At 71.4% G+C, this 19148-nt stretch carries 16 protein-coding genes; 4 read left to right on the top strand and 12 right to left on the bottom strand.

Annotation, left to right across the window (positions count from 1 at the left end; all coding sequences use genetic code 11):
* Nucleotides 1–53 precede the first annotated feature (53 nt).
* On the top strand, nt 54–644 hold the full coding sequence (locus ACIBLC_RS35030; protein ID WP_399215426.1) for a GtrA family protein: 591 nt from the start codon (nt 54–56) through the stop codon (nt 642–644).
* Between the two features lie 21 nt (nt 645–665).
* Here the strand turns inward: ACIBLC_RS35030 and ACIBLC_RS35025 are convergent, their stop codons facing one another.
* Nucleotides 666–1943 carry an ATP-binding protein gene (locus tag ACIBLC_RS35025; RefSeq protein ID WP_399215425.1) on the bottom strand — a complete coding sequence of 426 codons (1278 nt, stop codon included), beginning with the start codon at nt 1941–1943 and terminating at the stop codon, nt 666–668.
* Between the two features lie 21 nt (nt 1944–1964).
* Nucleotides 1965–2642 (bottom strand): response regulator transcription factor, encoded by a 678-nt coding sequence (locus ACIBLC_RS35020; RefSeq protein WP_037748267.1) that lies wholly within the window; start codon nt 2640–2642, stop codon nt 1965–1967.
* Between the two features lie 489 nt (nt 2643–3131).
* On the opposite strand from ACIBLC_RS35020, the gene ACIBLC_RS35015 reads away from it, so the two are divergent.
* Complete coding sequence (locus tag ACIBLC_RS35015; protein WP_399215424.1) at nt 3132–4628, top strand: oligopeptide:H+ symporter; 1497 nt, start codon at nt 3132–3134, stop codon at nt 4626–4628.
* 96 nt (nt 4629–4724) lie between these two features.
* Here the strand turns inward: ACIBLC_RS35015 and ACIBLC_RS35010 are convergent, their stop codons facing one another.
* The 6 genes from ACIBLC_RS35010 to ACIBLC_RS34985 all read right to left on the bottom strand — a co-directional run bounded on the left by ACIBLC_RS35010 (nt 4725) and on the right by ACIBLC_RS34985 (nt 10618).
* Entirely contained in the window at nt 4725–6017 is a 1293-nt protein-coding gene (locus ACIBLC_RS35010; RefSeq protein ID WP_399215473.1) for a hypothetical protein, read from the bottom strand.
* Between the two features lie 62 nt (nt 6018–6079).
* Nucleotides 6080–7177, bottom strand: coding sequence for a hypothetical protein (locus ACIBLC_RS35005; protein WP_399215472.1), 1098 nt, complete (start codon nt 7175–7177; stop codon nt 6080–6082).
* A gap of 32 nt (nt 7178–7209) precedes the next feature.
* Nucleotides 7210–8208 (bottom strand): hypothetical protein, encoded by a 999-nt coding sequence (locus tag ACIBLC_RS35000; protein WP_399215423.1) that lies wholly within the window; start codon nt 8206–8208, stop codon nt 7210–7212.
* Nucleotides 8209–8400: 192 nt separating this feature from the next.
* Entirely contained in the window at nt 8401–9123 is a 723-nt protein-coding gene (locus tag ACIBLC_RS34995; protein ID WP_399215422.1) for an LPXTG cell wall anchor domain-containing protein, read from the bottom strand.
* Nucleotides 9124–9325: 202 nt separating this feature from the next.
* Complete coding sequence (locus tag ACIBLC_RS34990; RefSeq protein WP_399215421.1) at nt 9326–9985, bottom strand: ATP-binding protein; 660 nt, start codon at nt 9983–9985, stop codon at nt 9326–9328.
* A gap of 264 nt (nt 9986–10249) precedes the next feature.
* Entirely contained in the window at nt 10250–10618 is a 369-nt protein-coding gene (locus tag ACIBLC_RS34985) for an STAS domain-containing protein (RefSeq protein WP_399215420.1), read from the bottom strand.
* Nucleotides 10619–10868: 250 nt separating this feature from the next.
* Here ACIBLC_RS34985 and ACIBLC_RS34980 point away from each other — a divergent pair, with 250 nt between their 5' ends.
* On the top strand, nt 10869–11762 hold the full coding sequence (locus tag ACIBLC_RS34980; RefSeq protein WP_399215471.1) for an RNA polymerase sigma factor SigF: 894 nt from the start codon (nt 10869–10871) through the stop codon (nt 11760–11762).
* A gap of 227 nt (nt 11763–11989) precedes the next feature.
* On the top strand, nt 11990–13570 hold the full coding sequence (locus ACIBLC_RS34975) for a ricin-type beta-trefoil lectin domain protein (RefSeq protein ID WP_399215419.1): 1581 nt from the start codon (nt 11990–11992) through the stop codon (nt 13568–13570).
* On the opposite strand, the gene hutI is transcribed toward ACIBLC_RS34975, so the two are convergent.
* Genes hutI through hutU form a run of 4 tightly spaced genes read right to left on the bottom strand, consistent with a single transcriptional unit; the run spans nt 13567 to nt 19017 of the window.
* The gene (gene hutI, locus ACIBLC_RS34970; RefSeq protein ID WP_399215418.1) at nt 13567–14751 is read right to left on the bottom strand and encodes an imidazolonepropionase; all 1185 of its coding nucleotides are present in this window, start codon (nt 14749–14751) and stop codon (nt 13567–13569) included. The two genes, ACIBLC_RS34975 and hutI, sit on opposite strands and share 4 nt — an antisense overlap.
* A 56-nt stretch (nt 14752–14807) precedes the next feature.
* The gene (locus ACIBLC_RS34965; protein WP_399215417.1) at nt 14808–16142 is read right to left on the bottom strand and encodes a formimidoylglutamate deiminase; all 1335 of its coding nucleotides are present in this window, start codon (nt 16140–16142) and stop codon (nt 14808–14810) included.
* A complete protein-coding gene (locus ACIBLC_RS34960; protein ID WP_399215415.1) occupies nt 16139–17356 on the bottom strand; it encodes an allantoate amidohydrolase in 1218 nt (405 codons plus the stop codon). Before ACIBLC_RS34960 ends, ACIBLC_RS34965 begins: the two co-directional genes overlap by 4 nt.
* Nucleotides 17353–19017 carry a urocanate hydratase gene (gene hutU / locus ACIBLC_RS34955; RefSeq protein WP_399215414.1) on the bottom strand — a complete coding sequence of 555 codons (1665 nt, stop codon included), beginning with the start codon at nt 19015–19017 and terminating at the stop codon, nt 17353–17355. Before hutU ends, ACIBLC_RS34960 begins: the two co-directional genes overlap by 4 nt.
* Between the last annotated feature and the right edge of the window lie 131 nt (nt 19018–19148).

Genomic DNA, 19148 nt, shown 5'->3' with positions numbered 1-19148 from the left:
ATGGCTGAGTTGATATATCCGACTGACGGCAACCGACAGGGGCTGGCGACACCATGGGCAGTGGTTCTTCGGGTCCCTCCACCGAGCAGCCTCGCGGTGCGTTCCGCCGCCGGTTCGACCGGCTCTTCCGTGAGGTCGTCAAGTTCGGCGCGGTCGGCGGGGTGGGCCTGCTGGTCAACCTGATCACGTTCAACCTGGTGCGGCACGGCACCGGTCTCCCGGTCGTCCGGGCCAGTGTGATCGCCACGGTCGTCGCCATCGTCTTCAACTACGTCGGGTTCCGCTACTTCACCTACCGTGACCGCGACAAGGGCGGGCGCACCAAGGAACTGACCCTGTTCCTGCTGTTCAGCGCGGTGGGACTGGTGATCGAGAACGGCGTGCTCTACCTCGCGACGTACGGCTTCGGCTGGGACAGCCCGCTGCAGAGCAACGTCTTCAAGTTCATCGGCATCGGCGTCGCGACCCTCTTCCGCTTCTGGTCGTACCGCACCTGGGTGTTCCGCACGCTGCCCGCGCGCGAGGCGGTGGCCAGTGCCGAATCGTTCCTTGAAGCCGGACAGGCCGGAACGGCCGGACCAGCCGGTCAGGGTGACGGGCCCGGGCCCGAGTCGCGCCCCAGGCCCGCGCAGCGCGTCGGCTGAGCCGCGCCGCCACCCGGACCGCTACCTGACCGTCGGCTCCAGCTCCTCGCCCGTCAGCGGCTTCTTCAGGGGCGTACGTGACAGGAACAGGCCGAACACCGGCGGCTGCGCCTGAAGCATCTCCAGACGGCCTCCGTCGGCCTCCGCGAGGTCACGGGCGACCGCGAGACCGATACCCGTGGAGTTGCGGCCGCTGATCGCGCGCTCGAAGATGCGGGCGCCGAGGTCGGTGGGGACGCCCGGGCCCTCGTCGGTGACCTCGACGACGGACTGGTTGCCGGTGACCCGGGTACGCAGGGCTACGGTGCCGCCGCCGTGCATGAGCGAGTTCTCGATGAGCGCGGCGAGGACCTGGGCGACCGCGCCCGGCGTTCCGACGGCCCGCAGGTGGCGTTTGCCCGAGCTGACGATGGCGCGGCCCGCGCTGTTGTAGGCCGGGCGCCACTCCTCCAGCTGCTGCTTGATGACCTCGTCCAGGTCGAAGGAGACGGCGGAGCCGGTGCGCGGGTCGCGGGCGTTGGTGAGCAGCCGCTCCACGACGTCCGTGAGCCGCTCGACCTGCGTCAGCGCGATCGTCGCCTCCTCCTTCACCGTCTCCGGGTCGTCGGTGAGGGTGATCTCCTCCAGGCGCATGGAGAGGGCCGTCAGCGGTGTACGCAGCTGGTGGGAGGCGTCCGCGGCCAGCCGGCGCTCCGCCGTGAGCATCCGGGCGATGCGCTCCGCGCTGCCGTCCAGGACGTCCGCGACGCGGTCCAGCTCCGGGACGCCGTACCGCTTGTGGCGCGGGCGGGGGTCGCCGGAACCGAGCCGTTCCGCGGTCTCCGCGAGGTCGGTGAGGGGGGAGGCGAGGCGGTTGGCCTGCCGTACGGCGAGCAGGACGGCGGCGATGATGGCGAGCAGGGCGACCGCCGCGATGATCAGCAGCGTACGGCCGACCTCCTTCGTCACGGACGAGCGCGGCTCCTGGACGGTGACCGTCTCGCCCTCCTCGCCGTCCGCCGTGTAGTGGATGACGTCACCGCTGGGCTTGGTCCCGATCTCGATCGGCGCCCGGCCCGGGATCCGGATCACGGCGTACCGCTCGTCGGTGACCTGGTTCTTCAGGATCTCCGAGGTGATGTCCTCGTGCCCGATGATCCGGCTGTCCACGATGCTGGCCAGCCGCAGCGCCTCGGAGTCCACCCGCTCCTGGGCGCTGCTGCTGATCGTCCGTGTCTCGACGATCACGAGGGAGACGCCGAACACGGCGATCACGACGAGCACCACGGCGAGGGTGGACTGGATGAGACGGCGGCGCACGGTGCCCTCCGGGCGGGTTGCTCAGCTCTTCTCGAAGCGGAACCCGACACCTCGTACCGTCGCGATGTAGCGAGGGTTCGCCGCGTCGTCGCCGAGCTTCTTGCGGAGCCAGGAGATGTGCATGTCGAGGGTCTTGGTCGAGGACCACCAGGTGGTGTCCCAGACCTCGCGCATGAGCTGGTCGCGGGTGACGACCCGGCCGGCGTCCCGGACCAGCACCCGCAGGAGGTCGAACTCCTTGGCGGTGAGCTGGAGTTCCTCGTCGCCCATCCACGCGCGGTGCGACTCGACGTCGATGCGCACCCCGTGCGTGGCCGGCGGCTGCTGGGGCTCGGCCGCGCCGCGCCGCAGCAGGGCCCGGACGCGGGCGAGCAGTTCGGCGAGCCGGAACGGCTTGGTGACGTAGTCGTCGGCGCCCGCGTCGAGGCCGACGACGGTGTCCACCTCGTCGGCGCGCGCGGTCAGGATGAGGATCGGGACGGTGTGGCCCTCGGCGCGCAGCCGGCGGGCCACTTCCAGGCCGTCCATACCGGGCAGGCCCAGGTCCAGGACGCACAGGTCGATGCCGCCCTGGATGCCGGCGTCGAGCGCGGTGGGTCCGTCCTCGCGCACCTCGACCTCATAGCCCTCCCGGCGCAGGGCGCGGGCCAGGGGTTCCGAGATGGACGCGTCGTCCTCGGCGAGCAGTACACGGGTCATGGGGTGATGGTAGTCCGCCGCGGACGACACTCGCGGGGTGATCGGCATCCGTGGTTCTTACCTACGGCCGCGAAGAGGCCGACCTTCCACTGTGGGAGGTGATCTTGATGGACACCTTCGAATAGGCGCCTGTGGTTCCATTACTGCCTGTGATCCATCTCTCAAGTCCTTCCATATGCCGCATTGACATGTCGTATGGTGACCGGACGCCTGTAGCACCGTGGGGACCTTTGGCGGGCATTTGACGCTGAAGGTCTCTTTTGTGTGCGGGCTGGTATTCGCCAGCCTCGAAAGGAATGACCTGTGGCCGGGCCCGAGCGCACCGAAGCGTGAAGGGCGTGGATCCCGGTGGCCGGCCTCCCTCGCTTCGCAATCCGGAGCGGACTCCCCGTGGGCGTGGGGACGGGAGGCCGGAACCCGCCGGTGCCGGCCTCCCCCACCGGGCGCGCGACCCCACTTCCCGCGCGTCCCGACCAGCAAGGAACGACCATGGCGTCCAGCCTGACGAAGGGCTCCGCAAACCCGGGCACCCCCGGTTTCGAGCGCACCTTCTTCGGCCACCCCCGCGGACTGGCCACTCTCTTCATGACCGAGATGTGGGAGCGTTTCTCCTACTACGGCATGCGGGCTCTCCTCCCGCTGTACCTGGTCGCACCGGGTGGCCTGCACCTGAGCGCGGCCACCGCGACCGCGATCTACTCCGTCTACGTGTCGATGGTGTACCTGCTCGCCCTGCCCGGCGGCTGGTTCGGCGACCGGGTCTGGGGTCCCCGCAAGACCGTCGCCGTCGCCGGCGGAGTCATCATGCTCGGCCACCTGACGCTGGCGCTGCCGTCGTCGGGCACCTTCTACGCGGGCCTCGGCCTGGTGGCGATCGGCTCGGGTCTGCTGAAGGCCAACATCTCCACGATGGTCGGCCACCTCTACGACGGCCCGGACGACCCGCGCCGCGACGGTGGCTTCACGGTCTTCTACATGGGCATCAACCTGGGCGCGTTCGCCGCGCCGCTGATCATCGGCACCATCGGTGAGAACGTCAACTGGCACCTGGGCTTCGCGCTCGCGGCGCTCGGCATGGCGATCGGCCTGGGCCAGTTCCTGATCGGCAGCCGCAACCTCGCCGACCGCTCCTCGGTGGTCCCGACGCCGCTGTCCGACGCGGAGAAGTCCTCGACGCTGCGCAAGGCCGCGATCTGGGCGGCCATCGCCGTCGTCTTCTACGCCGTCGTGGGCACCACCGGTCACTACACGCTGAACTGGATCCTGGTCCCGCTGACCCTCCTCGGCGTGATCATCCCGGTCATGGTGCTGGTGCGGATCAAGCGCGACAAGGACCTGGACCGCGCCGAGCAGTCGAAGATGTCCGGCTACATCTGGTTCTTCGTCGCCGCCGCCGTGTTCTGGATGATCTACGACCAGGGCGGCTCGACCCTGTCGATCTTCGCCGACGGCTCGGCCGAGAACACCGTCTTCGGCTGGGAGTTCCCGGTCTCCTGGTACCAGTCCGTGAACCCCGTGCTGATCATGGCGCTCGCGCCGGTCTTCGCCTGGTTCTGGCTGGCGCTGAACAAGCGCGGCAAGGAGCCGAGCACCATCGTGAAGTTCGCGTCCGGCCTCACGCTGGTCGGCGCGTCCTTCTTCCTCTTCCTGGCTCCGCTGTCCATCGCCGAGGGCGGTCACAAGGCCGCCGCGATGTGGCTGGTCGCGATCTACTTCGTGCAGACCGTCGGTGAGCTGATGCTCTCCCCGGTCGGCCTCTCCGTCACGACGAAGATGGCGCCCGCGAAGTACGCCTCCCAGATGATGGGCGTCTGGTTCCTGGCCGTCACCGCCGGTGACGCCACGACCGGCCTGCTCTCCATCGCCGGGGTCGACCTGAACAAGATGGGCATCGTCGCCCTGGAGGCCACGCTCGCCGTGGTCGCCGGTGCCGCGGTGTGGATGTACCGCAACAAGGTCAAGGAACTCATGGGCGACGTCCGCTGACGTACACCCGCCGAGTCCGTCGTACGAGGGGCCGCCGCACCACCGGTGCGGCGGCCCCTCGGCGTTCGCGCGGACGACCGCGTGAGGGCCGGGGCCTCAGCGCAGCCGCCGCCCCGGCATGAACGTGAACACGGCCCCGCCCAGCAGGATCACCGTGCCCGCGACCAGTCCGAGGGCCTTGAGGGCGCTGTGTCCCTCGGCGCCCGTCTCCGCGAGACCGCCGCTGCCGGACGACGTACCGCCGGAGCCGGTGGTCGTGGTGGAGGAGCCGCCTCCGGACGCGCCGCCCGCCTGTTCCGTGGTGTCCAGGGTCAGCGAGACCTCCGTCTTCGACGGGGTACAGGTGGTCGTCGTACCGAGTGCCTCCACCGTCAGCACGCCGGGCGACAGGGTCGACTCACCGGTCGCACCGGGCTTGTAGGTGCCCGTGAGGTCGGAGATCTCCATCGGATCGCCCGTCTTGATCGGCTCGGAGTTGGTAGGGCCTTCGACATGGACGCTGCCCGTGTCGGAGCCGCCCAGGGTGACCTCCATCGAGGGCTTCACCGAGTCCGCTGGGATGTCGGCCGGACTGTCCATCACGGACCCCTTGAACTGGACCGTGAGGTCGTAACTCCCGCCGCTCTTCTTGGCGTTGATCTGGACGGGGGAAACCGCGCTCTTGTCGCCGATGGGCGTCTTGCACTCGTAGGGGATGGAGACCTCCTTGCCGGTGAAGTCGCTCTGGCCGCCGCCCCCGGTGGAACCGCCGGCGTCGCTGCCTCCGGTGTCACCGCCGGTGTCGCCCCCGGTCTCGCTCTCGCTCGGCGTCGGGGAACCCGTGGGCGGCGTCTGGGTCGCCGTCGGCTCGCCGCCCGTCGTGCCGCCCGAAGTCCCGCCGCCCTCCGTCACCTTGATGGTCGCCGCCGACGTCACCGGCTCCTTCGGCGCGCACTTCGTGTCGGTCGAGATGGGCTTGCTGACATTGATGTTGTACGCGTCCGGCGTCAGCGTCACCTCGCCCGCCGTCGTCAGTTTCAGCCTGCCCGTCATGTCGGACAGCTTCATGTCGCTGTTCTTGGGGATCGCCGGGTTCTGCCGCGGCCCCTCCATGGCGATGTCGGCCGTCTGCGCGCCGCCCGCCTTCAGCGTGCCGGTCGGCATGACCGTGTCCTTCTCCAGGTCGAGGATGTCCGGGTTCTTGGACGCGGCCTGGACGAACTTCCAGGTGATGGTGACCTCGTCGCCCACCTTCGCCTCGGCGGGCGCGGTGATGTCCGCCCTGGTCGTGCCCTCGACCGGCGGCAGACCGGAGATCGCGGGCGGGATGCACTCGGTCAGGTACGACACCTCGGCGGCCTGGGCCGGGACCGCGGCCACCCCGAGCAGGATGCCCGCGCCGCCGAGCATCAGCGCGACCCCGGCCGCGCCGGCTCTCCGTCCCGCCGGCGGTACCACTCTCCGTTGCGTACTCACGTGTTGCCCTTCCTCGTGGGAGTCGTCGGACTGTTCTCGTGCGGTGCGGAGAGCTGACCGGCCGCCGGGATCCCCGGATCGCTGTCCGGCGTGAACCACGGAAGGGTCCGGGCCGGATCTCGGGACGGGGGCGGGGTCGGAGTCGTAGGGGATCGCGGTGCCGGGGGGCCGCTCGACCTCGGCATGCGCAGGGCGAGTTCGGGGAAGCGCAGGCCCCGGTGGCGGGCGCCGCGGCCGGCCGTCCTGCGCGGGCGCAGCCGGTCCACCCCGGCCATGCCGACGCGGAACACCGCGGCCGGTACGACCACGCCGAGCAGGATCCAGAACAGCGTCACGCCCCACGGGCGGCCCACGCCCCACGGGTGCTCGGCGAGCATCTTTCCGCCGTACTTCAGCGAGACCGTGTAGTCGCCGTGCGCCCCGGCCGCGAGTTCGACGGGGAGTTCGATCCGCGCCCGCTTGCCCGGCGCGATGCTGCCGCGCCACTGCTGTTCCTCCCACTGCGGGGCGAACACGCCGTGTGCGGTGCCCACTTGGAAGACGGGGTCCTTGACGGCCGCGGTGCCGACGTTGCCGACCGTGAAGACCAGGGTGCGGGCGGGCGGGGCGCCGAACGAGGTGAGCAGTCCGCTCGATCCGTCCAGCCGAGTGTCCGTGAGCACGGAGAGCCGCGCGCCGCTCTCCTCCTCGGGCAGCGGCTCGACCGAGTGCCCGGCGACCATGAAGATGGCGTCCGCCTGCGCCTTCTCCCCCGTGACCGTGGCGACATGCACCACGCACGGGCACGGCTCGGGCGGCTCGGCGACCGGCAGCGCCTTGCTGAAGCGGCCCTTCGCGTCGGTGGTGACGGCCCGGCCGTCCGCGTTGGCACAGGAGTTGGTGCCGCCGGCCACGCCCCGGGACGGCACCGACTGGCCGCAGATCAGCATCATCAGCAGGGCCTTCGGCCGCCATCCGGTGCCGGTGACGGTGATCGAACCGCCGGTCCCCGCCTGGGACCTGGACAGCTTGACGGAGGGTTTGTCCGCGCCGGCCGCGGGGCTCCCCGCGACGGGCAGCACGAGGAGCGCCAGCACCGCCGCCAGCGCCGTCATCCGCACCCTGCCGCCCACGAAGTCCACCACGCTCACGACACCGCTCCCGTCAACTCGTCTTCCGTACGGGGCTGTTCACGCGCCTCGCCATCCGGCCCCGGGCGCCGTCCACCGGCCGGGAGACGACCCCTGTCACGGCGTTCACCGTCCGTCGCGGAGCCCCTGCGACGCCGTACGACGAGCAGCGCGGCGATCACCGCGAGCGCGCCCCCGGCCGCCGCCGCCGCCGCGCCCCACGGCACGAACGTCACCGACGCGGACCCGGTGTCGCGCGCGCCGCCCGCCGCCGTCACGGTCAGCCGCACGTCGACCGAGTCCAGTACCGGGGTGCCGCGCCACGGTTCGCTGAGCGTGACTCGGCGGCCCGGGAGGAGTTCGACGGGCAGGGTGCGCCGGGCGCGGTCGAGGACCTCGCCGAAGGCGCCGTCGGCGTGCACGGCGAGTTCCGGGGTGAGGACGGTGGTGCCGCGGTTGACCAGCTCGTAGGAGATCCGGCCGGCGCGCACGGTGACGTGTTCGACGGTGAGCGCCGACAACGCCGGTCCGGCCACCCGGAGTTGGACCCGGACCGCCGAGGTCCGTCCGCCGCCGCTCGCGACGATCGCGCCGGGATGGTCGCCGGGCGCCGCCCCGGCCGGCACGCTCAGGGTGAAGGGGACGTCGGCGCGGGTGTGCGCGGGGACCCGGACGGACACCGAACCCACCGGGATCCGCTTTCCGTCCGCCCGGCCCGCGAAGTTGATCCACGCGCCGGTGTCCGAGGTCTTCTCCCGGAGCGTGAACCCGCCGCCCGCCGTGTTGTCCGCGTCCGCGCCGCGCAGCCGGACGGTGACCGGCCCGGCGCCCGGGTTCAGCACGGACACCGAGTCCTGGAGGACCGTGCCGGACGCCCCCTCCGCGTACACGTACGGCCGCCCCTCCGGCCCGTTCGCGGACGGCACGACGGACCAGCCGTCGGCGGCCACGGCCACCGGGGCCGCACCCAGCAGCAGCGCGGTCAGGCCCAGTACACGGGTGACGGCGTAGGGCATCAGCGGCTCCCGTTCAGACGCCGCGACGTGCGGCGCCTCGGTGCGAAGCGGTGGTCGGGTGAGCGATGGGACTGCGGGCGGTGCGTTTACGAACGGTGGGTCTGCGGGCGGTGGAACCGCAGGCGGTGGGTCTGCGGGCGGTGGAACCGCAGGCGGTGCGTCTGCGAGCAGTGGGCCCGGGGGCCGTGCCCGTCAGCGGCGGGCCGCCTGGTGCCTGCGGGTCAGCCACAGCACGCCCGCCGCGCCCGCGAGCAGCACCGTGCCGCCGAGCGTGCCGAGGGCGATCGCCGAGTCCTCGGGGCCGGTCTGCGGAAGTTCGGCACCGGAGTCCGGACCGCTCTGCGGCTCACCCGAACTCGATCCGCCGCCACCGGTGTTGCCGCCGCTGCCGCCGCCCGCCGCCGTGACGTCGAGGGTGAGCGAGGGCTTGGGATTGTTCGACGGGGTGCAGGTGGTCGTCGTGCCCAGCGCCTTGATGGTCAGCACGCCCGCCGTGAGGGTGACCTCGCCCGACTTCGTCGGGGTGTACGTGCCGCTCAAGTCACTGATCTTGATGGGGGTGTTGGCGGGGATCGCGGCCGAGTTGGCCGGGCCGCTCACGTTCACCGTGCCGCTGTCCGCGCCGCCCACCTTGATCACGGCGCTCGGGCTCATCGCCCCCTTGCCCAGCTCCACCGGGCTGGAGGAGACGCCCTTCTGCCAGGACATGGTGAGTTTGTATCCGCTGCCGCTCTTCTCGCTCTTGATGTCGATGGGCGAGACGGCGCTCTTGTCGCCGATCGGCGTCTTGCACTGGTAGTTGACATCCACCACGTCGGCGTGGGCGGCGGGGGCGGCCGTCAGCACCGCGGAGCCGGCCAGGGCCGCGGCGAACGCGAGCGCGGCGGTTCGTTTCTGGTACGTCCGGTACGACACCTCGAAGCCTCATTCCTGACAGGACATCTGACGGAACATCAGATCGGCCGTCAAGGTACGCCCGGGGACTTGTGGAGGGAAGACAAAGCGCGCGCCGGATGTGAGGAGATCCGGCGCGCGCGTGATGACGTATGAGGATGTACGAGACAGGTGCGGATAAGGGTTCGAGCCGCGAGTCACCCGGGGCGGGTGTCGGACAGGGCTAGGCGGGCGCCCCGAGTTCGGCCCAGACGGTCTTGCCCGCGACCCCCGGAGTCCGGACAACTCCCCAGTCCAGACACAGTCGTTGCACGATGAACATGCCGTGGCCGCCAGGGCGGCCGACGCGGTGCGGAGTGCGCGGGGCGGGCTCACCGGCGCCGCGGTCGGAGACCTCGACGCGGAACACCTTCTTGTCGCAGGAGATCCGGAGTTCCTCCGGGCCCTCCGCGTGCAGGCAGGCGTTGGTGACGAGTTCGGACACGACCAGGAGGATGTCCTCGGCTGCGGCGCGGCGGTCGGCGCTCTCGGCGGGCAGCCAGCCCCACGCGTACAACGCCTGGCGGGTGAAGTCGCGAGCGAGGGGCACGACACCGCTCTGGTCGTCGAAACTCAGCGTGCGGGCCTGACGGCCTGGGCCGGTTCCGGAGCCGGCGTCGCCGCCCGCACCCGCGCCGACATCGTTGCCCGCACCTGTGCCGGCACCGCCGACAGTGGGCTCGGTGCCGCCAACGGTACCGGGAGCACCGTCAGTGCCCGGGCCGGTGCCGGCGGAGGAGACGGTCGCGCCAGGGGACGCGCCGGTGCCGGTCACCGCGGAAGCGCCGCCGTCGCCCGACTCCGGGCCGCGGTCTCCCGGCGGGTAAGGCCGGGTGGTGCTCATCAGCGCTTCACCTCACCGATTCACCAGTTCACAAATCAAGTCTCAGCACCCAGAACATAGATCCAGGGCGTGTACGCCGCGACGGGTCGCCCGACCCGTCCACGGCGCGCCCGCCACTGTGACGGCCGACATATTCAGGATTCTCCTGCCCGGCCGAACCATCTGAACACCCAATTATTCGACCCGAAACCTGTGACGCGCGTAATCCGCTGATCACACTGGGACAACCAGGGCATCACTTCGAGACGGTCCACCCGGTGCGCCCTAGTCGGCCAGAGCCGCGGCGAGGGTGTCGTGGACCATGAAAACGGCCTCCGCCCCGGTGATCTCGAAGACCCGCGCCACCACCGGCAGCATCGCCGCGAGGTGGACTCCGCCACCCGCGGCCTCGGCCTTCAGCCGGGCACTGAGCAGCACGTTGAGTCCGGTGGAGTCACAGAACTCCAGGCGCGAGCAGTCGACGACCAGACGCGCATACCCCTTGTCGAGGCAGCCATCGAGCGGCTCACGCAACAAATCAGCCGTGTGGTGATCGAGCTCACCCGCGGGGGTTACGACGGCACTGGTGCCCTCTTCCCGCACTTCGACAAGAAGCCGGCCCGACTGGGCGCTGCCGACTGTCCCGCGGTCCATGCCGTCTCTCTCCTGAGCGTCGTGAGTGCAGATACAAGCACTCGAACACTACGCCTTCTCTACACACCCTGACACCCGAACAACCGCCAAGAAACGGACATTTCATAACTAAGTACACTTGCAACAACGGAGTCCGACCGGGTAGGGCTAGTAGCGGCACCTATCCAACACGACCGGCTTCGGGGGCGCCACACACCGCAGTACACGCATTGGCATCGGCGGCCATATGCCGAGAACGATGGAGGACACCATGTCACCCCGGCTCGACGGATCGCATACCCAGACGGCGACGTCGGCTCCCCCTCCGGCACCCCAGCGGCTCCTCCGGGAAGCTGACGGACTCGCGGGACTCCCGGAGATCCCCCCCTTCGACCAGGTGGGGCCGGTGGACGCACGGGCCCTGTCCAAGACCCTCTTCGAGCGGCTGGAGTCCCTCGAGGAAGGCACCCGCGAATACTCGTACGTTCGCAACACGCTGGTCGAACTCAACCTCGCGCTCGTCAAGTTCGCCGCCTCTCGGTTCCGCTCGCGCAGCGAACCGATGGAGGACATCATCCAGGTCGGCACCGTCGGCCTGATCAAGGCGATCGACCGCTTCGAGATGAGCCGCGGCGTCGAGTTCCCCACCTTCGCGATGCCGACCATCATCGGCGAGATCAAGCGCTTCTTCCGCGACACGTCGTGGTCGGTGCGCGTACCGCGCAGGCTGCAGGAACTCCGCCTCGACCTGGCCAAGGCGGGCGACGAACTCGCCCAGAAGCTCGATCGCGCCCCGACAGTGGGAGAGCTGGCGGAGCGTCTGGGCCTCTCCAACGAAGAGGTCGTCGAAGGCATGGCCGCCTCGAACGCCTACACGGCCAGTTCGCTGGACGCCCAGCCCGAGGAGGACGACTCCGAGGGCGCGCTCGCGGACCGCATCGGCTACGAGGACAACGGCCTCGAAGGCATCGAGTACGTGGAGTCCCTGCGGCCGCTGATCGCCGAACTCCCCTCCCGCGACCGGCAGATCCTCTCGCTGCGCTTCGTCGCCAACATGACCCAGTCCGAGATCGGCGAAGAACTCGGCATCTCCCAGATGCATGTCTCCCGGCTGCTCTCACGCACGCTGGTGCGACTGCGCAGGGGACTGACCGTCGAGGAGTGACGGTCCCCCGACCGCGAAAGCGTCCGGTAGCCGCTACTACGCCCGGCGCCCCCGAACACCGGGGGCGCCGGGCGTAGTCACAGCTTGGCAGCGACCGTGGTTACCTCCGGAAACCTCTTTCCTCACAGGTTGCCTTGCACCACTATGGGCACCCCCGTGCCCGCCGGTACGCCAGGTCGCCGGCGGACGTCGAACGCGGGCAGCACGGGGTACGAGGAGGCACGGGGATGGCTGGGGCCCGCCGGACCGACGGAGAAGACGCGTACGACGGGTACGACGAGTACGACACCGGTGGTCGCGTCCACGCCACGGCATCCGACGCGCGGCTCACCGAACTGCTGCGGGCCGACACCCGGACCGCGTATCCGGCACTGCGCGAACTGCGCCTGCGCCACCGGCCTCTGGTCCTGTCGTACGCCCGTCTGTGCACTGTCGGCGAATCCGCCGCGCGGCAGTTGACGGCACAGGCGTTCGCGCTCGCCGCCCGCGACACGGCGCGCGGCCTCGACCCTCGGGGGCCCTGGCGGCACCAACTGCTGCTTCTGACAGGCCGGGTGGCCGCCTCCTGGGCCGCTCCCCCGGACCATCGCGCGAGCCGCCTCGACCCGGGTCTGCTCGCCCGGCTCGGCGAGTCGGACGGCCCCGACGGGCCCGTACCGCCGATGCTCGACGCGTTCCAGTCGCTCCCGAGCCGCGTCCAGGGCCTCATCTGGTACGCCTTCGTGGACGAGGAACCCGACTCCGGGACCGCCGCTCTCCTCGGAGCCCTGCCGCAGGACGTGGCGTACGGCAGGCAGCCCGCGTTCCAGGCCCTGCGCCAGGCCTGCCTGAAGACCCGCCTCGCCCGTTCGGGCAACCCCCGCTGCCAGGACTTCCGCCGCCTGATCGAGGAGGCGGTCCGCCCCGAGAACCCGCGCTACAGCCCGGACCTGAACGTCCACATGGCGCACTGCGCGCACTGCGCCGCCGCGTACGAGGAGCAGGGCGCCCTGCGTGACACCCCGCGCACGGCGCTGGCCGAGGGGCTGCTGGTGTGGGGCGGCGCCTCGTACGTCATGGGCGCCACGGGCCGGACTCCGGCCGTCGGTGTCGCGGCCTCCCCGTCCTGGCCGCCCTCCCGGCGCCTCGTCCTCGCCTCGGCGGCGCTCGGCGTCGCGCTGGTGCCGCTGCTGCTGTACCTGACGTCGGGCGGATCGGCGCCCGAGCAGGTGGTCGGCGTGGCGCGCACTCCGGCCGCGCCGCCCCCGGTGACGGTGACCGCGACGGTCTCGGTGACCGCGTCGCCGTCCGTCCCCCCCTCGCCGTCGCCGTCACCGACTCGTACGAGCAGGTCCCCGACGCCCACGTCGACGCCGTCGAAGACGCCCACGCCCTCGAAGACACCGGAGCCGCCCGACCCGCATCCGCCGAACGGGAGCTACGCCCAGGTCGTGAACGCCGGTTCGGGTCTCTGCCTGGACATCCGCGACGGCGTCATGGAGCTGAACACGGACGTCGTGACGGCGCGCTGCACCTCGTCCCGCACCCAGATGTGGCGCGTCGACACCGGCCGCGGCGTCCTCCAGTCGTACGCCGACGAGGACTTCTGCCTGGACAGCCGCGGTTCGACGGACCGGGGCGTCGGCATCTGGGAGTGTGCGGCCGTCCACGGGTCCAACGGCCGGAACCTGCGCTTCACGGTGGACTCGCGCGGCTCGATCCGCCCCGCCATCGCCCCGGACCGGGTGGTCACGCCGTACGGCGACCGCCTCGGGCTCGCCCGGGACCGGGGCGGCGACGAGCAGCGGTGGCGGGCCGGCACCCCCTAGGTGACGGGAGCCCCGCGCCGCCAGACCTCGGAGACCAGCGGCACACCGGGCCGGTAGGCGAGGTGGACGTGGCTCGGGGCGTCGAGGAACGCGAGGTCGGCGTAGGCACCCGGGGTCAGCGCGCCGATGTCCGTGCGCCGCAGGGCCCGGGCCCCGCCCGCCGTGGCCGACCAGAGGGCCTCGTCGGGGGTCATCCCCATGTCCCGTACCGCCAGCGCGACGCAGAACGGCACGGACGAGGTGAAGGACGAGCCGGGGTTGCAGTCGGTGGAGAGGGCCACGGTGACGCCCGCGTCGAGCAGCCGGCGGGCGTCCGGCCACTGGGCGCGGGTGGAGAACTCGGCGCCGGGGAGGAGGGTCGCGACGGTGTTCCCACCGGCCAGAGCGTCCACGTCGGCGTCCGTGAGGTGCGTGCAGTGGTCCGCGCTCGCCGCGTCCAGTTCGACCGCGAGCTGGACGCCGGGACCGTAGGAGAGCTGGTTGGCGTGGATCCGCGGGTGCAGGCCCTTCGCCCTGCCCGCGGTGAGGATCGCGCGGGCCTGGTCGCCGTCGAAGGCGCCCTTCTCGCAGAAGACGTCGATCCAACGGGCGTACGGGGCACAGGCGTCGAGCATCTCGCCGGTCACCAGGGCCACGTACGCGGCCGGGTCGTCGGCGAAGTCCGGGGAGACGATGTGCGCGCCGAGGTAGGTGACCTCGTCGGTGTGCGCCGCCGCGATGCGCAGCGCCCGTGCCTCGTCCTCGACGGTGAGGCCGTAGCCCGACTTCGTCTCGAAGGTGGTGGTGCCCTGGCGCAGGGCCTCACGGAGGTAGTGCGTGAGGTTGCGTTCCAGGTCCTCGTCGGAGGCGGCGCGGGTGGCGGCGACGGTGGTGCGGATGCCGCCCGCCGAGTAGGCGCGGCCCGACATGCGGGCGTTGAACTCCTGGGTGCGGTCGCCCGCGAAGACGAGGTGGGAGTGGGAGTCCACGAAGCCCGGGATCACCGCCCGGCCGCCGGCGTCGACCCGATTGTCAGTGGCGGGTGCTTCTCTTGATTCACCGGTCCACGCGACGCGGTCGCCCTCGATGACGACGGCCGCGTCCTGGATCAGACCGAGCGGGGATCCGTCCCCGAGAGAGGGGTCGTTGGTGACCAGCGCGGCGATGTTGGTGATGACGGTGGTTGCGGTCGTGCTGCTCATGGCGTCCTCGTGGAGGCTCGGGCCGCGGTGGGCGGCTGTGACTGCTCGGACGGCTCTCAGCCGCGCAGGGCGTCGATGGCGTCCGCGAGAGCCTTCGGCACGTCGGGGACGAGGGCGTGCACACCGTCTCGTACGACGTGCCGCCCGGCCACGACCGTGTGGCGTACGTCGGCCGCGGTCGCGGCGAATACGGCTGTCTCGGCACCGAGGCGCGGCAGTGGCCCCGCTGTTCTGACCGAGTCGAGGGCGATCGTCGTGAAGTCGGCGAGCGCGCCCGGCTCCAGGGTGCCCGCGCCTTCCCAGCCGAGGGCGGCGTGGCCGTCGGCGGAGGCGGCGCGAAGGAGCGCGGCCGCCGTCCAGTGGCCGCGGGTGCGGGTGCGCAGGCGCTCGTTCAGCTCCAGGGCGCGGGCCTCTTCGAGCAGGTCGACGACGGCGTGGCTGTCGGAGCCGAGGGAGAGCGGCGAGCCCGCGTTCTGGAGGGCGACGGCGGGGCCGATGCCGTCGGCCAGGTCCCGCTCGGTGGTCGGGCACATGCAGGTTCCGGTGCCGGAGCCGCCGATGAGGGCGATGTCCTGAGCCGTGAGGTGCGTGTTGTGGACGCCGGTCGTGCGCGGGCCGAGGACGCCGTGGTCGGCGAGCAGCTGGGTGGGCGTGCGGTCGTGCGCGGCCCGGCAGGCGTCGTTCTCCGCCGTCTGCTCGGACAGGTGCACATGCAGCGGGGCCCGACGTTCCTCGGCCCAGCGCGCCACCGTCGCCAGTTGCCCGGCCGGCACCGCCCGTACGGAGTGGATGGCCGCCCCGATCCGCGCGTGATCACGGTCCTTGAGAAGTGAAGAGCGTTCCGCCCAGGCGTCCGCGCTGCCGTCGGAGAAGCGGAGCTGGTGCCGGCTCGGGGACTGCCCGAAGCCCGCGGACACGTACGCCGTGTCGAGGAGGGTGATCCTGATGCCGGCCTCGCCCGCCGCCTCGACGAGCGCCTCGCCCATCGCGTTGGGGTCGGCGTACGGGGTGCCGCCCGGGGCGTGGTGCACGTAGTGGAACTCGCCGACGGCCGTGACCCCGGCGAGCGCCATCTCCGCGTACACGGCGCGGGCGAGGGCGTGGTAGGTCTCCGGGGTCAGCCTGTCGGCGAAGTTGTACATGATCTCGCGCCAGGTCCAGAAGGTGCCGGAGCCGACCTGGACGGTGCCGCGCAGCGCGCGGTGGAAGGCGTGGCTGTGCGCGTTCGCGAGCCCGGGGAGGGTGAGGCCGCGGAGGATCTCGGCGCCCGGGGGCGGGGTGTCGGCACCGGTGCGGACGGCGGTGATTCGGCCGTCCGTCACGTCCAGTGCGACGCCCGGCTCGACGTGGGTGTCGAGCCAGGCGTGTTCCAGCCAGTACGTCTGCGTCACCTGCGGACCAGCCCTTCGAGTACGTCGGCGAGTGCGGTCACCCCGGCCACGCAGTCGTCCTCGGCGGCGTACTCGGCCGGGGAGTGCGAGACGCCCGTGGGGTTGCGTACGAACAGCATGGCGGTCGGGACGGTCCCGGAGAGGATTCCGGCGTCGTGTCCGGCGCCGGTGCCCAGGACCGGGACCCGCAGGTCCGCCTCCTTGCCAAGGACGCGGGCGAGCTCGTCACGCAGGGCGTGCCCGAACTCGACGACGGGGGTGAAGGACTCCCGGACGACGTCGAGTTCGACGCCCTGCGCCTCGGCGTACTCGCGGGCCGCCTTCTCGATGCCGGTGACGACCGTGTCCAGGCTCGCCTGGTCGGCGGCGCGGGAGTCGAGCCAGCCGCGGACCAGGGAGGGGATGGCGTTCACACCGTTCGGTTCTACGGCGATCTTGCCGAAGGTGGCGACGGCTCCGGCGAGCTGTGCCTCGCGGCGGGCGGCCAGGACCGTCTCCGCGTACGGCAGCATCGGGTCGCGGCGGTCCACGAGCCGGGTGGTGCCCGCGTGGTTGGCCTCGCCCCGGAAGTCGAACCGCCAGCGGCCGTGCGGCCAGATGGCGCTCGCGATGCCGACGCGGTCGCCGGAGAGGTCGAGGGCGCGGCCCTGTTCGACGTGCAGCTCGACGAAGGCGCCGATGCGGGCGAGCCGTTCGGGGTCGGGGCCGATGGTGTCGGGGTCGTACCCGGCCCGTTCCATCGCCTGCGGCAGGGTGATGCCGTCGGCATCGGTCAACCGGTGCGCCTGCTCGGCGGTGAGCTGCCCGGCGGCGAGCCGCGACCCGACACAGGCGAGCCCGAACCGCGCGCCCTCCTCGTCACCGAAGTTCACGATGGCGAGGGGCCGGTCGAACCGCGTCCGGCGGGCGCGCAGTTCGTCGAGGGCGGCGAAGGACGACACCACGCCGAGGGGCCCGTCGAAGGCGCCGCCGTCCGGCACGGAGTCGAGGTGGGACCCGGTGACGACGGCGTCGCCTTCGGCGGGGTCGCCGAGCCAGGCCCACTGGTTGCCGTTCCGGTCGAGCTCGTAGCCGAGGCCGCGGTTCTCGGCCTGCGTCCTGAACCAGGCCCGGCAGTCGGCCTCGGCGGCCGTCCACGCGAACCTGCGGTAGCCGCCGGAGGCGGAACTGCGGCCGACCGGCAGCAGCTCCGCCCACATGCTGTGGAAGGTCACGCCTCGCCACCCTCGCGCATGGGCACACGCACGCCGCGCTCGTCGGCGACGGACTCGGCGATGTCGTAACCGGCGTCCACGTGCCGGATGACGCCCATGCCGGGGTCGTTCGTCAGCACCCGGCGGATCTTCTCGCCGGCGAGCGGGGTGCCGTCGGCGACAGTGACCTGGCCGGCGTGGATGGAGCGGCCCATGCCGACGCCGCCGCCGTGGTGGATGGAGACCCAGGACGCGCCGGAGGCCACGTTCACCATGGCGTTCAGCAGCGGCCAGTCGGCGATCGCGTCGGAGCCGTCGAGCATGGCCTCCGTCTCGCGGTACGGCGAGGCGACGGAGCCGCAGTCGAGGTGGTCGCGGCCGATCACGAGGGGCGCCGCGAGCTCGCCGGAGGCGACCATGTCGTTGAAGCGCTCACCGGCCTTGTCGCGTTCGCCGTAGCCGAGCCAGCAGATGCGGGCGGGCAGGCCCTGGAAGTGGACGCGCTCGCCGGCCAGCTTGATCCAGCGGTGCAGGGACTCGTTCGCCGGGAAGAGGTCGAGGATCGCCTTGTCGGTCTTGTGGATGTCCGAGGCCTCTCCGGACAGGGCGGCCCAGCGGAAGGGGCCCTTGCCCTCGGAGAAGAGCGGGCGGATGTAGGCGGGGACGAAGCCGGGGAAGGCGAACGCCCGCTCGTAGCCAGCGAGTTGGGCCTCTCCGCGGATCGAGTTGCCGTAGTCGAAGACCTCGGCGCCGGCGTCCATGAAGCCGACCATGGCCTCGACGTGCCGTGCCATCGACTCACGGGCGCGGGTGGTGAACCCGGCCGGGTCCTTCGCGGCGTAGGTGGCCATGTCGTCGAGGTCGACGCCCACGGGGAGGTAGGCCAGCGGGTCGTGGGCCGAGGTCTGGTCGGTCACGATGTCGATGGGGGCGCCCTCGGCGAGCATGCGCGGAAGCAGCTCCGCGGCGTTGCCGAGCAGACCGATCGACAGCGGGCGGCGGGCGTCGCGGGCCTCGACGGCGAGCTGGAGGGCGTGCTCCAGGGAGTCGGCCCGCACGTCGAGGTAGCGGTGCTCGATACGGCGCTCGATGGCACGCGGGTCGACGTCGATACAGATCGCGACACCGTCGTTCATCGTCACGGCGAGGGGCTGGGCGCCGCCCATACCGCCGAGCCCGGCGGTCAGGGTGATCGTGCCGGCCAGCGTGCCGTCGAACTTCTTGGCGGCGACGGCGGAGAACGTCTCGTAGGTGCCCTGGAGGATGCCCTGGGTGCCGATGTAGATCCACGAACCGGCCGTCATCTGGCCGTACATGGTGAGGCCGAGGGCCTCCAGCCGCCGGAACTCCTCCCAGTTGGCCCAGTCGCCCACCAGGTTGGAGTTGGCGATGAGGACGCGCGGGGCCCACTCGTGGGTCTGCATGACGCCGACGGGGCGGCCGGACTGGACGAGCATCGTCTCGTCCTGCTTGAGGGTGCGCAGCGTGCGGACCATGGCGTCGAAGGAGCGCCAGTCGCGGGCGGCCTTGCCGGTGCCGCCGTAGACGACGAGCTTGTCGGGGTGCTCGGCGACCTCGGGGTCGAGGTTGTTCTGCAGCATCCGCAGGGCGGCTTCCTGCTGCCATCCCAGGGCGCTCAGTTCCGTACCGCGCGGTGCTCGTACGGGGCGGGGTCCTGACATGGGCTGCCTCCTGTGCGGACTGTTGCAGTAGATATTCACATCCTCGCTTCTTGAATAGAGCTAGTCAATAGGTGCATAGGGCAGCGCGGCCACGGCGTGGGTGTTTGGCTGGTACGTATGGGCGCAGACAG

Source organism: Streptomyces sp. NPDC050535, from assembly GCF_044457665.1.
Taxonomy (GTDB): domain Bacteria; phylum Actinomycetota; class Actinomycetes; order Streptomycetales; family Streptomycetaceae; genus Streptomyces.
This window is presented reverse-complemented; position numbering and strand designations above follow the sequence as displayed.